Annotated in this window: 13 protein-coding genes; 10 read left to right on the forward strand and 3 right to left on the reverse strand. The window is 68.0% G+C overall.

The genetic code is table 11. The features are described 5' to 3' along the window. Positions 1-234: hypothetical protein (locus ARC39_RS26330; RefSeq protein ID WP_236545395.1), on the forward strand; the 234-nt coding region annotated here is incomplete at its 5' end. Positions 235-355: 121 nt separating this feature from the next. On the opposite strand, the gene ARC39_RS24560 is transcribed toward ARC39_RS26330, so the two are convergent. Both ARC39_RS24560 and rbfA read right to left on the reverse strand, forming a co-directional pair. Next, positions 356-1099 (reverse strand): phosphodiester glycosidase family protein, encoded by a 744-nt coding sequence (locus ARC39_RS24560; RefSeq protein ID WP_068119397.1) that lies wholly within the window; start codon positions 1097-1099, stop codon positions 356-358. Positions 1100-1127: 28 nt separating this feature from the next. After that, positions 1128-1547 (reverse strand): 30S ribosome-binding factor RbfA, encoded by a 420-nt coding sequence (rbfA, locus tag ARC39_RS24565; RefSeq protein ID WP_068119337.1) that lies wholly within the window; start codon positions 1545-1547, stop codon positions 1128-1130. Positions 1548-1645: 98 nt separating this feature from the next. Between rbfA and dapB the strand changes: the two genes are divergently transcribed. Then, positions 1646-2455, forward strand: coding sequence for a 4-hydroxy-tetrahydrodipicolinate reductase (gene dapB / locus ARC39_RS24570; RefSeq protein ID WP_068119341.1), 810 nt, complete (start codon positions 1646-1648; stop codon positions 2453-2455). Further along, positions 2452-3267 carry a GNAT family N-acetyltransferase gene (locus tag ARC39_RS24575; RefSeq protein ID WP_236545396.1) on the forward strand — a complete coding sequence of 272 codons (816 nt, stop codon included), beginning with the start codon at positions 2452-2454 and terminating at the stop codon, positions 3265-3267. The genes dapB and ARC39_RS24575 overlap by 4 nt, the downstream gene beginning before the upstream one ends. Here the strand turns inward: ARC39_RS24575 and ARC39_RS24580 are convergent. Next, positions 3264-3470: a DUF1674 domain-containing protein gene (locus ARC39_RS24580; RefSeq protein WP_068119400.1), complete on the reverse strand. Its 207-nt coding sequence runs from the start codon at positions 3468-3470 to the stop codon at positions 3264-3266. The genes ARC39_RS24575 and ARC39_RS24580 overlap by 4 nt on opposite strands. A 73-nt stretch (positions 3471-3543) precedes the next feature. Between ARC39_RS24580 and ARC39_RS24585 the strand changes: the two genes are divergently transcribed. The 7 genes from ARC39_RS24585 to ARC39_RS24615 all read left to right on the forward strand — a co-directional run bounded on the left by ARC39_RS24585 (position 3544) and on the right by ARC39_RS24615 (position 12099). Beyond that, positions 3544-4827 carry an RsmB/NOP family class I SAM-dependent RNA methyltransferase gene (locus tag ARC39_RS24585; RefSeq protein WP_068119345.1) on the forward strand — a complete coding sequence of 428 codons (1284 nt, stop codon included), beginning with the start codon at positions 3544-3546 and terminating at the stop codon, positions 4825-4827. Positions 4828-4898: 71 nt separating this feature from the next. Next, positions 4899-6650, forward strand: a complete 1752-nt coding sequence (locus tag ARC39_RS24590) for a heparinase II/III family protein (protein WP_068119348.1) — start codon at positions 4899-4901, stop codon at positions 6648-6650. A gap of 25 nt (positions 6651-6675) precedes the next feature. Next, positions 6676-8265, forward strand: coding sequence for a bifunctional phosphoribosylaminoimidazolecarboxamide formyltransferase/IMP cyclohydrolase (gene purH, locus ARC39_RS24595; RefSeq protein WP_068119351.1), 1590 nt, complete (start codon positions 6676-6678; stop codon positions 8263-8265). A 3-nt stretch (positions 8266-8268) separates the two neighbouring features. Next, positions 8269-8751 carry a signal peptidase II gene (gene lspA / locus ARC39_RS24600; RefSeq protein WP_068119354.1) on the forward strand — a complete coding sequence of 161 codons (483 nt, stop codon included), beginning with the start codon at positions 8269-8271 and terminating at the stop codon, positions 8749-8751. Between the two features lie 52 nt (positions 8752-8803). Further along, positions 8804-9340, forward strand: a complete 537-nt coding sequence (locus ARC39_RS24605) for a DUF3035 domain-containing protein (RefSeq protein WP_068119356.1) — start codon at positions 8804-8806, stop codon at positions 9338-9340. 93 nt (positions 9341-9433) lie between these two features. Continuing rightward, positions 9434-10789 (forward strand): M16 family metallopeptidase, encoded by a 1356-nt coding sequence (locus ARC39_RS24610; RefSeq protein WP_068119358.1) that lies wholly within the window; start codon positions 9434-9436, stop codon positions 10787-10789. Continuing rightward, entirely contained in the window at positions 10789-12099 is a 1311-nt protein-coding gene (locus ARC39_RS24615; protein WP_068119403.1) for a M16 family metallopeptidase, read from the forward strand. Before ARC39_RS24610 ends, ARC39_RS24615 begins: the two co-directional genes overlap by 1 nt. The last annotated feature ends 121 nt before the right edge of the window (positions 12100-12220 follow it).

A 12220-nucleotide genomic window follows, 5' to 3' on the forward strand; every position in this document is an offset into this window, starting at 1 on the left:
CACTCGTTAACCTTCGCGGCAAACATGGCCGAGATGGAAAAAGAGCAACCCCCCCGGGCACACCTCCGCGCAGGGGTGCCCGGCGGGTATCCGCATCGCCGCCGTGCCGTCGCGGTGATCGACCGGGGCCGGTGCCGCGCCGCCGGCCGCCCCCTTGCCAGCTTCGGCGCGCACGGTATCGCCGGGCGCTGGCTGCGCCTTCCGGTGGACCGGTTCGGGTACGCGGAGGTTTGAGCCCGGCGATTGCTCGACGTCGGCGCCTTGGTCTTGGTCTATCCCGGTGTCTTCGACCGCATCGCACATGCCCACATCTGGAGCGCCACGCCGCGACCCGGAGATGGCGCGGGCCGCCCCGCTACCCCGCGGGGGCCACGGCCCCGACGATGGGGCCAAGCGAGAAGCCTGCATCCGAGCGGCCCAGCGACGGTGCGAAAAGACGCGAGACCTTGCCATCGAAGTAGAGCGCGTTGGGCGTTTTCAGGATGTCCCTGAAAAACCGGCCAAACGAATGGAAATTGACCCTGTTGTCGGAGATCACGAAATGCACGGTCACGCCATCGGCTTCGACGCCGACGCCATTGCGGATGTATCGGCTGTCGCTGTCCACCAGAAAGCGGGGATGCAGCGCGCCGTCGATGACCAGCATGGGGCCGGATTGCGTGGCGTAGCGGCAGGCGGGGGTGTCGGCGGCATAGCGGCGGCTTTCGATCACTGCCGCGCTGCCGTCGTGGATGCAGAACACGCCATTGGGAAGCAGGCCGAAGTTGCCCGGGCCGTCGCGGGTGACAAGGGGCGCGCGCTGGAGGCCGTTTTCCAGGTAGAGCCCGACGGGCCGGCGGTCCTCGTGGTACATGCCGCCATTCATCGCGAAGGCGAGGCGTTTCCCCTTGGCTTGCAGGGCAGATTCGATGGCCGGGAAGCTGCCGTAGAGGCGGCCGGAGCCATCGCTGTGCCACAGGCGGAGTTCGTCACGGTCGGCGTGCGCGGTACAGACCGAATAGCGGTTCGCCTCGTGCACGATCTTGCGGCATTCCGGGTCGGCCCGGAGGGCGCCCGGCAGTATTGCGATCGCCAGGAGTGCCGCCAGGAGCACGCGAATACCGAAGGCTGCCACGAACGGACGCGACTCAGTGGCCATCGTCATCGTCGTGCGACGCGGCAATGTCGCGCTGTACCCGCTCCTCGGAGAACATCCGGCGTGTCGCGTCCATGCGGTCGAACGTATCGTCCAGCACGAAACGCAGCTGCGGCGAATATTTCAGCGCGAGTCCTTTCGCGACGGTCCGGCGGAGTTCCGAGCGGTTGCGATTGAGTGCCTCCAGTGCCTCGGGGGCGTGATCGCCGCCCAACGGCAGGACGTAGGCCGTCGCAACCTTGAGGTCGGGCGAGGTGCGGACTTCGGACACGGTGATCGACATCCGGTTCAGGTCCGGGTCGTGCACGTCGCCGTGGGCCAGCACGTCGGACAGGCGACGGCGGATCAGTTCGCCGACGCGGAGCTGACGCTGCGACGGGCCGGGACCGGTATGGAACTTGTTCTTTGCCATGGCATCCAACTAGGGCGGCGGCGGCCAATTCGCAAGCGGGGCTTTGCCAGCGGGGCCGGGCTCAGGTAGAGGAGACGGGCGAAATCGGAGACAGGCAGATGAGTGACACACCGGGGATCGTCGTCATGGGTGCATCCGGCCGCATGGGCCAGATGCTGGTGCGCGAGGTTCAGGCGCATCCGGGGATGCGGCTGGCCGGTGCCGTGGAACGGCCCGGTCACGACTGGATCGGCAAGGATATCGGCACGGCGATGAACGGGCCGGCGGCGGGCCTGCGGGTGACGGACGACCCGCTGGAGGCGATGGCCGGTGCGCAGGGTGTGATCGACTTCACCACGCCACAGGTCACGGTGGCGCTGTCCACCCTCTCCGCGCAGGCGCGGGCGGTCCATATCATCGGCACCACGGGGCTGACCGACGAGGATATCGCGAAGCTCGACGCGGCGGCGCGCCACGCGGTGATCGTGCGCGCGGGGAACATGAGCCTTGGCGTGAACCTGCTGACGCAACTGACCAAGCAGGTCGCGGCCGCGCTGGATGCCGATTTCGATATCGAGGTGGTCGAGGCGCACCATCGCCACAAGGTCGACGCGCCCTCGGGCACGGCGTTGATGCTGGGCGAGGCGGCCGCGGCGGGGCGCGGGCTGGATTTCAAGCAATCCTATGTCGCGGCACGCGACGGGATCACCGGGGCGCGGGCGCCGGGGAGCATCGGTTTCTCGGCGATCCGGGGCGGCGATATCGTGGGTGAGCACGATGTCATCTTCGCCGGTGCCGGGGAGCGCATTGTCCTGCGCCATGTCGCCAGCGACCGGGCGCTGTTTGCCCGTGGCGCGCTGAAGGCGGCGCTCTGGGGGCAGGACAAGATGCCGGGGCATTACTCGATGCTGGATGTGCTGGGGTTGTGACCCGGCTCAGGAGCCTCGGACTCAGAAGCGATATCATGGTGCTGCGCGGCCTCGGCCAGACCGAGGCGCATCCTGACCGCGTTGTCCTGCGCGTGCCGTCGGAGCCGGATTTCTGGTTCGGCAACATGGTGATCTTTCGCGAGGGGCGCGTCGATCCGGAGCGCCAGATCGCGCAGTTCCGCGCCGATTTTCCCGATGCGAAGCATGTCACGCTGGTCTGGGACGCGCCGGGCATGGCGGCCTCGCCGGAATTGGACCGCCTCAGGGCCGAGGGATTCGAGGTCGATTTCAGCGATGTGCTGACGCTTTCCGGCGCCGCCAACCCCGCGCCCTGCCCGGAGGGGATTTCCATCCGTCCGCTGGAAGCCGCGTCGGAATGGGACCAGGCGGTCGCGTTGCAGGTCGAGACCGGAATCGCGGCGGGCCACACCTATGCGGATTACCAGCCCTATATCCGCAAGCGCTTCGCGAATCGCCGGATGCAGGTCGCGGAGGGCTGGGGGTGCTGGTTCGGGGCCTTCGCGGGCGATCTGCTGGTGGGGGATCTGGGGATCTTCGTCGCGGAGGGGCTCGCGCGGTTTCAGGACGTGGAGACGCGGGCCAGTCATCGGCGGCGCGGGATCTGTGCGGCGCTGGTCACCGCAGGTCTCGGCTGGGCCGCGGCCCGGGATCCGGCCGCGCTGCCGGTGATCGTCGCCGATGCCGAGAGCCAGGCGGGGCGGATCTATCGCCGCTGCGGTTTTGGCCTGGGCGAGACGCTGATCGCCGCGTTTCGCCGGCCCGGTGGCGCCAAGTCGGCGGGACCGGACTAGAAGTCGATCGCCAGGCCCTTTTTCTCCCAGTCGCCGTAGCGCACGGGTTCAAGGCCATCGCGGCGGCCGCCCAGTTCGGTGGGCATTTCCCTGGCCTCGGCTTCTGCCTTCGCGCGCCGCTCGGCGGCTTCGGCCAGCGCGCGCTGGGCGGCTGGCGGCAGGTCCGCGGGGGCCTTGCCGGGGTCTGCGGTGTCGTCGGACATGCTGTCTTCCTTGTCGCTGTGCAACTTGTGATATACGCCGCGCGGGTCGAAACGCAATGAGAAGGACCCGCGCATGGGCCAAAGCCAAGCCGGAGGAACCGCCGCGCGCCGCCTGGCGCTGGAGCTTCTGCAGGGGGTCTGGGAGGACCGGCTGACGCTGGCGGAGATGGAGGCGCATCCGCATTTCGGCGAGGCGCCGCCGGAGGTGCGCGCGCGTGCCGGGCGGCTGGCGCGGACCACGCTGCGGCAGGCGGGGCGGGCGGATGCCGCGCTGAAACCCTGGCTGAAGCGCAACCCGAAGCCGGGCGTGCGGGCGGTGCTGCGCCTTGCCACGGTGGAGCTGCTGGCAGAGGGGGCGGCGGCGCATGGCGTGGTGAACGCGGCGGTGGCGCTGGCGCGGGAGCAGCAGGCCTCTGCCGCGCCGATGGTCAACGCGGTTCTGCGCCGGGTGTCCGAGGCCGGGACCGGGTCGTGGGAGGCCGCGCCGCCGCAACGGTTGCCCAACTGGCTGCGCGGGCGGCTGGGGAGTGCCTATGGCAATGCCCGCGTCGCTCGGATGGAGGCCGCGCAGGCCGCCGGCGCGCCGCTCGACATCACGGCGAAGGCGCCCGATGCGGCGCTCGCGGAGGCGCTTGGCGGCGAGACGCTGCCCACCGGGTCGATCCGGCTGGCGCGGCCGGGGCAGGTCTCTGCCATGCCGGGGTACGATCACGGCGATTGGTGGGTGCAGGACGCCGCGGCAGCCCTGCCGGCGAAGGTGCTTGCGCCACGGCAGGGGGAACGCGTGCTGGACCTCTGCGCGGCACCGGGGGGAAAGACGCTGCAGCTTGCCGCCGCGGGCGCGGCGGTGACAGCACTCGATGCCTCGGACACGCGGCTGGAACGCCTGCACGCCAACCTCGCGCGCACCGGGCTTGCGGCGGACGTGGTGGTCGCGGACGGGCTGGAGTGGCAACCGCCGGCGCCGTTCGACGCCATCCTGCTCGACGCGCCCTGCTCGGCCACGGGCACCATCCGCCGCCACCCCGATCTGCCCTTCGTCAAGGACGCAACCGACCTGCGGGGGCTGGTGGAGATCCAGGCGGCGCTGGCGGACCGGGCGGTGGAGATGCTGGCCCCGGGCGGGCGGCTCGTCTTCTGCACATGCTCGCTGCTGCCCGAGGAGGGCGAGGCGCAGGTCAAGGGACTGTTGGAGCGGCACGACGGCCTGCGCCCGGACCCGGACGCCGTTGCCGCGCTTGCCGGTCTCGACCCGCAGTGGATTGCCAGCCCCGGTGCCTTGCGCACAACGCCCGAGATGTGGCCCGAACGCGGCGGTCTCGACGGGTTTTTCATTGCGGCCCTGCGCAAGGCCTGACACCGTCCGCTCAGGCTCCTAGACTCAAGGAAAAATCGAGCATCGGGCGAACAAGGGCCACGCAACAAACCATGGACCAAGTGGACGGAACTCCAAGCTGGCACGAACGGCGTGTCCGTTTCGCGAACCGCTGGCATGCCCGCCGGGCGGTGCGGTCGCGTCCGGCCACCGGGTTCGTCTCCCATCCAGAACCGCGGACGATCGGCACGGTCTCGCGGGGGCGCCAACTGATTGCCGGCAACCTGCTGTTCGCGGGTCATCTGGTGGAAGCGCCGGACATGGCGCTCTGGAACGTCTCCATGCCGTCGCCGCGCTTCGAAGAGGAACTGCACGGCTTTCGCTGGCTCGACGATCTGGCGGCGGTCGGAAGCCCCGAAGCGCGACAGCGCGCGCAGGAATGGACATGGAGCTGGCTCGGACGGTACGGGCGCGGGGTTGGCCCCGGATGGGAACCGGCGCTCACGGGGCGGCGGCTGATCCGCTGGATCAACCACGCGGTGTTCCTGCTTCATGCCCGCGACCGCGTGGCATCGCAGGCGTTCTTCTCCTCTCTCGGCGCGCAAACGATCTACCTCGCGCGCCGGTGGCAGGTGACGCCACCGGGACTCGCCCGTTTCGAGGCACTCACCGGGTTGATCTATGCCGGGCTCGCGCTCACCGGGATGGAGGGGCATGTCGCACCGGCGGTCAAGGCGCTCGCCCAGGAATGCGCCCGCGAAATCGACGATGAAGGTGGGCTGCCGACACGGAATCCGGAGGAGCTTCTGGAGGTCTTCACCCTCCTGATCTGGGCCGCGCAGGCGCTCCTCGAAACCGGCCGCAAGCCGGAGCCGGACCACGAGGCGGCGATTGTCCGGATTGCCCCGACGCTGCGGGCATTGCGCCACGCCGACGGCAGCCTTGCGCGGTTCCACGGCGGCGGTTGCGGTGTCGAGGGATGGCTCGATCATGCGCTGGCGGCTTCGGGCATCCGGCCGGAGCATCACGAGGGCCTTGCCATGGGCTTCGCCCGACTCGTCGGCGGACGCACGACAGTTATCGTCGACGCCGCGCTGCCGCCGATTGGCGTGGCGTCGATCAATGCACATGCCTCGACGCTGGCCTTCGAGCTGACCTCCGCACGGCGACCGTTGATCGTGAACTGCGGCCCGGGCGCGACCTTCGGCGAGACATGGCGGCGCGCAGGGCGTGCCACGCCGAGCCATTCGACACTCGGGGTGGACGGGTTTTCCTCGTCGCGGCTCGGTGTCGTGGGCCTTGGCCGCGGGCGTCGCGGCGAGATCCTGCACGATCTGCCCACGGATGTCCGGGTCCAGCCATCCTCCGGCCCGCGCGCGGTGCGGCTGCTGGTCGGCCACGACGGCTACGCGTCGACCCATGGGCTCACGCATGTCCGCCAACTCACCCTGACACGCGACGGCCGCGAACTCATGGGCGAGGACACGCTCGGCGCGCTGACCGATGCTGACAGGCGCACCCTGCAACGGCGGATGGAGGGCGCGCAGCTTCAGGGCGTTGCCTTCTCCATCCGGTTCCACCTGCATCCCGACGTGGAGGCCAAACTCGACATGGGCGGCACCGCGGTGTCGCTCGCCCTCAAGAGCGGCGAGATTTGGGTGTTCCGCTATTCCGGCGACGGCAGGCTGGCGCTTCAGCCCAGCGTTTACCTCGAACCCGGCCGTCTGAAGCCGCGCGCGACGCGACAGATTGTGCTTTTCGGGCGGGTTCTGGAGACGGCTTGCCAGTTGAACTGGACCTTGGCCAAGGCACAGGATACCCCGCAGGCGATCCGCGACGTCGTCCGTGACGACGACGACCTGTGAACTGACCGAGCTGAGGAATGCCGCCATGACCGAGCCCCGCCCCATTCGCCGTGCCCTGCTGTCCGTTTCCGACAAGGAGGGCCTCGTGGATCTCGGACGCGCGCTCGCCGCGCGCGGTGTGGAGCTTCTGTCGACGGGCGGCACTGCCGGGACCTTGCGCGACGCCGGGCTGGCGGTGACCGATGTGTCTGACGTTACGGGGTTTCCCGAAATGATGGACGGGCGGGTCAAGACGCTGCACCCGAAGGTCCATGGCGGGCTGCTGGCGCTGCGCGACAACGACGCGCATGTTGCGGCGATGGCTGAGCACGGGATCGGCGAGATCGACCTACTGGTGGTGAACCTTTACCCGTTCGAGGCGACGGTGGCGAAGGGCGCGGATTACGACACCTGCATCGAGAACATCGACATCGGTGGCCCGGCGATGATTCGGGCTGCGGCGAAGAACCATGCGTTCGTGACGGTCGTTGTCGACGTGGAGGATTACGAGACGCTCCTGGGCGACATGGATCAGCATGACGGCGCCACCTGCCCCAAGTTCCGCAAGAAGATGGCGCAGATCGCCTATGCCCGCACCGCGGCCTATGACGCCGCCGTGTCGACGTGGATGGCTGGCGCCATCGGGGTGGAGACGCCGCGCCGCCGCGCCGTGGCCGGAACGCTGGCGCAGACCATGCGCTATGGCGAGAACCCGCACCAGAAGGCGGCGTTCTACAAGGACGGGTCCGACCGGCCGGGCGTTGCGACGGCGGTGCAGCACCAGGGCAAAGACCTCAGCTACAACAATATCAACGACACCGACGCCGCCTTCGAACTGGTGTCGGAATTCGCACCGGAGGACGGGCCGGCCTGCGCCATCATCAAGCACGCCAACCCCTGCGGCGTGGCGCGCGGTGCCTCGCTGGAGGAGGCTTATCGGCGCGCCTTCGACTGTGACCGCACCTCGGCCTTCGGCGGAATCATCGCGCTCAACCAGACGCTCGACGCGGCGACGGCGGCGGCGATTGCGGAGATCTTCACCGAGGTGGTCATCGCCCCCGATGCCGACGACGGGGCGCGCGAGGTGTTCCAGGCAAAGAAGAACCTGCGCCTTCTCACCACCGGCGGCTTGCCGGACCCGCGCGCGGCGGCCTCCACGATCCGGCAGGTCTCCGGCGGGTATCTGGTGCAGGACAAGGACACCGGCCATATCACCGCGGAGGATCTGAAGGTGGTGACGAAACGGGCGCCGAGCCCGGAGGAGATCGCCGACCTGCTCTTTGCCTGGAAGGTCGCCAAGCACGTGAAATCCAACGCCATCATCTACGTCAAGGACGCGGCGACGGTGGGTGTCGGCGCGGGCCAGATGAGCCGGGTCGATTCGACCCGCATCGCCGCCCGGAAGGCGGAGGACATGGCGGCCGAGTTGGGCCTGGCCGCGCCGCTCACCAGGGGGTCGGTGGTGGCGTCGGACGCATTCTTCCCCTTCCCGGACGGGCTGCTGACGGCGGCCGAGGCCGGCGCGACGGCCGTCATCCAGCCGGGCGGGTCGATGCGCGACGACAAGGTGATCGCGGCAGCCGACGAGGCCGGGATCGCCATGGTCTTCTCCGGCATGCGCCATTTCCGGCACTGACCCATGCGGATGCTCTGGATCGTTGCGGCGGCGGCTTTCGGGATCGACCAATGGTCCAAGCACCACGTTTTCTACGTGCTGGACCTGGTGACGCTGGAGCACATCCCGGTGGTGCCGCCGCTGCTGGAGCTTCGCAAGGGTATGAATACAGGGGTTAATTTCGGGCTGTTCGCGGCGAACTCGGATGCGCAGCGCTGGTTCCTGATCGGCCTGACGCTGGCGCTCTGCGCGGGGCTTCTTGTCTGGGCGCGGCGGAGCTTCGATCGCCGGATCGAGTTCCTGTCCGCCGGCCTGATCATCGGCGGCGCGCTCGGCAACGCGCTCGACCGCCTGCTGTACCCGGGTGTGCGGGATTTTCTGAACATGTCCTGCTGCGGCATCCACAACCCGTATGTTTTCAACGTTGCGGACGTTTTCATATTTGCCGGCGCGATCGGACTGGTGCTCTTTAGCGGCGATCGGAGCAAGTCGAAATTGGCCCCGTGACGGGGCCGTTCGGGTGCGGTAGACAGACGAAAGATCGAGGCAGGAGGCAGCAATGCGGGTGACGGGGATGATACGGGCAGGCGCCGCGCTTGCGCTCGTTTTCGTCGTGACTGCCTGCGGGTCGAGGGATCCGCGGATCATGCATATCGAACGGGGCAAGGTGACCCCGGACGAATTCGCCATCCTGCCGACCAAGCCGATCGAGATGCCGCAGAGCTACGGGGCCCTGCCGGCGCCGACGCCGGGCGGGCTGAACCGTACCGATGCCACGCCGCGCGAGGACGCGGTTGCGGCGCTTGGGGGCAGCCCGGCACGGATGCGTCCCGACGGCACGCTGACCGGCGACGCGGCATTGATCCGGCAGTCGACACGATACGGCATCCAGCCGAATATCCGCGCCGAACTGGCCGCCGAAGACTTCGCGTTCCGGAAGCGGAACAACGGAAGGCCGCTGGAACGCCTGTTCCGGGTTCCGACCTACTACCGCGCCTACAGTGACCAGGAGCTGAACCAGCACGCCACGTTGCAGCAATGGCGCCGGGCCGGCTACCCGACACCGGCGGCCCCGCCCAGCGGCACGGACGAGTAGAGCCCTCACTCCCCTTTCACATCCCTGTTGACGCGGTTGCCTTGGCGTGGCGCCGACGTATTGTCACCCAATGCACTCCGAAGGGGGAAATAGATGCTTCGAAGGATCGGGCTCGCACTGACGGCGAGTTGCGCGCTGACATTGCCGGCGATGGCGGAAACCGTCAGCAGTTTCACGCTCGACAACGGGATGGACGTGGTCGTCATCGAGGACCACCGCGCGCCCGTGGTGGTCAACATGGTCTGGTACCGGGTCGGTGCCGCCGACGAGCCCCCGGGCAAGTCCGGCATTGCGCATTTCCTGGAGCACCTGATGTTCAAGGGCACCGACGAGCTTGAACCGGGCGAATTCTCCGAGACGGTGGCGCAGAACGGCGGGTCGGACAATGCCTTCACCAGCCAGGATTACACGGGCTATTTCCAGCGTGTCGCCGCCGACCGGCTCGGGCTCATGATGCAGATGGAGGCGGACCGTATGACCGACCTCGTGTTGAGCGACGCGGAGGTCGATCCCGAGCGCGACGTGATTATCGAGGAACGCAACCAGCGGACGGAAAACTCCCCCGGCGCGCTCTTCGGCGAGCAACGCGCTGCCGCGCAGTACCTGAACCACCCCTACGGCATTCCGATCATCGGGTGGCGGCACGAGATGGAAGAGCTGAGCCGGCAGGACGCGCTGGACTTCTACCGCCTGAACTACGCACCGAACAATGCCGTGCTCATCGTGGCGGGAGACGTTGCGCCCGACGATGTGCGCGCGCTTGCCGAAACCCACTTCGGGCCGATCCCGGCCAATCCGGACCTCGAGGCGCGCGCGCGCCCGACCGAGCCGCCGCAGATCGCCGAGCGGCGGATTTCCTACGAGGACCCACGGGTGGCACAGCCCTATGTGATGCGCAGCTACCTCGCGCCTGAGCGGGATGCGGGCGCTCAGGAAGACGCGGCGGCGCTGACGTTCCTTGCCGAACTGCTCGGCGGGTCCGGTCAGACTTCCCTGATGGGACGAACGCTGGAGGTGGAGGAGAAGGTCGCACTCTATACCGGCGCCTTCTACGACGGCATGTCGCTCGACGATACGACGTTCTCGTTGCTGGTTATGCCGACGCCGGAGCGCAGCCTTGAAGAAGCCGAGGCCGACATGGACCGCATGATCGCGACGTTCTTTGACCAGGGCGTCGATCTTGAGGCCTTCGAGCGACTGAAAACGCAGATCCGGGCCTCCGAAATCTATCGCAAGGACAGCCTGCAATCCCTGGCGCGCGGCTATGGCGAGGCCCTGACAAGCGGGCTGACCGTGGCGGATGTTCAGGCGTGGCCCGACATTCTGGATGCCGTAACGCCGGAAGACGTGATGGCCGCAGCCGAGCGCCTGTTCGACCGCAGCCGCGCCGTGACGGGGTATCTCTCCCGCCCGGCTCAGGAAAACGCGCCTGAGGAGGTGACCCAGTGATCAGAGTGCTTATCGCCGCGTTTACCGCGGTTGTGCTTGCAGTTCCGGCCCGGGCCGACGTCGATATTCACGAGGTCACGTCGCCCGGCGGCATAGACGCCTGGCTGGTCGAGGAGCATTCGATCCCGTTCCTTGCACTGGAACTGCGGTTCCGCGGCGGTGCAAGCGTCGACGCGCCCGGAAAGCGCGGTGCGATCAACCTGATGACCGGCCTTCTGGAAGAAGGTGCTGGCGAGATGGATTCCCGCGATTTCGCCGTCGCGACCGAAAGCCTCGCTGCGGAATTCGATTTCGACGTGCGCAATGACGCTTTGTCGATCTCGGCAAAGGTCCTGACAGAGAATCGCGACGAGGCGCTGGACCTGCTGCGGCAGGCGCTCGTGGAGCCGCGCTTCGATGAGGAAGCACTGGAACGTGTGCGCGGGCAGGTGCTGTCCAGCATCGACTCTGATACGCGAGACCCGGAAACCATCGCCTCCAACACCTACGCGGAGCTCGCTTTCGGCGCGCATCCCTACGGCGCGCCGCTGGACGGCACGGCGGAGAGCGTTGCCGCGCTGACGCGAGAGGACATCGTGGAGGCGCATGGCCGCGTGCTTGCGCGGGATCGTGTGTATGTATCGGCCGTGGGCGACATCACCGCCGACGAACTCGGCGCGTTGCTCGACCGCCTGCTCGGCGACCTGCCGGAAACCGGCGCACCGATGCCGGACCGGATCGACTACACGCTGGACGGCGGTGTGACGGTGGTCGAGTTCGATACGCCGCAATCGGTGGTGAGCTTCGGCCAGCGCGGGCTGACGCGGCATGACCCGGATTTCTTCCCGGCCTATGTGATGACCCATATTCTCGGCGGTGGCGGATTCTCCTCGCGCCTGATGGGGGAAGTGCGGGAGAAACGCGGGCTGACCTACGGGATCGGCGTCTACCTCTATCCGATGAACCTCTCGGAGATGCTCATGGGATACGTGTCGTCCGCGAATGACCGTGTGGCCGAAACGGTCGAGGTGGTGCGTGCCGAATGGGAGAAGCTTGCCGCCGAGGGCGTGACGGAAGAGGAGCTGGAGAGCGCCAAGACCTACCTGACGGGGGCCTATCCGCTGCGGTTCGACGGCAACGGTCGGATTGCGAATATTCTCGTCGGAATGCAGATGGACGGGCTGACCCCCGACTATGTGCGCACGCGCAACGACAAGATCCGCGCCGTGACGCTGGAGGATGTACGCCGCGTGGCCACGGAGCTTGTCGATCCGGAGCAATTGCATTTCGTCGTCGTGGGCAAGCCCGCGGGGCTTACCGCCAGCAACTAGCGCCGGATAAGGCGCGGCGCCGTTCGCAGGACGGCACGGGGCGGGCCGTGACACGCCGTTAGCCGGTCTGCGGATGGTGCGCCAACGCTCTGGTCGAATCTCGGCGGGCATGCTACCTCTT

It is taken from the genome of Tropicimonas marinistellae (assembly GCF_001509585.1).
Taxonomy (GTDB): Bacteria; Pseudomonadota; Alphaproteobacteria; order Rhodobacterales; family Rhodobacteraceae; genus Tropicimonas; species Tropicimonas marinistellae.

Bases quoted from the DNA above. Each gene is read 5' to 3' on its own strand.
- rbfA (WP_068119337.1), bottom strand. From the start codon at position 1,547: ATGGCAAAGAACAAGTTCCATACCGGTCCCGGCCCGTCGCAGCGTCAG.
- dapB (WP_068119341.1), top strand. From the start codon at position 1,646: ATGAGTGACACACCGGGGATCGTCGTCATGGGTGCATCCGGCCGCATG.
- ARC39_RS24580 (WP_068119400.1), bottom strand. From the start codon at position 3,470: ATGTCCGACGACACCGCAGACCCCGGCAAGGCCCCCGCGGACCTGCCG.
- ARC39_RS24585 (WP_068119345.1), top strand. From the start codon at position 3,544: ATGGGCCAAAGCCAAGCCGGAGGAACCGCCGCGCGCCGCCTGGCGCTG.
- ARC39_RS24590 (WP_068119348.1), top strand. From the start codon at position 4,899: ATGGACCAAGTGGACGGAACTCCAAGCTGGCACGAACGGCGTGTCCGT.
- purH (WP_068119351.1), top strand. From the start codon at position 6,676: ATGACCGAGCCCCGCCCCATTCGCCGTGCCCTGCTGTCCGTTTCCGAC.
- lspA (WP_068119354.1), top strand. From the start codon at position 8,269: ATGCGGATGCTCTGGATCGTTGCGGCGGCGGCTTTCGGGATCGACCAA.
- ARC39_RS24605 (WP_068119356.1), top strand. From the start codon at position 8,804: ATGCGGGTGACGGGGATGATACGGGCAGGCGCCGCGCTTGCGCTCGTT.
- ARC39_RS24610 (WP_068119358.1), top strand. From the start codon at position 9,434: ATGCTTCGAAGGATCGGGCTCGCACTGACGGCGAGTTGCGCGCTGACA.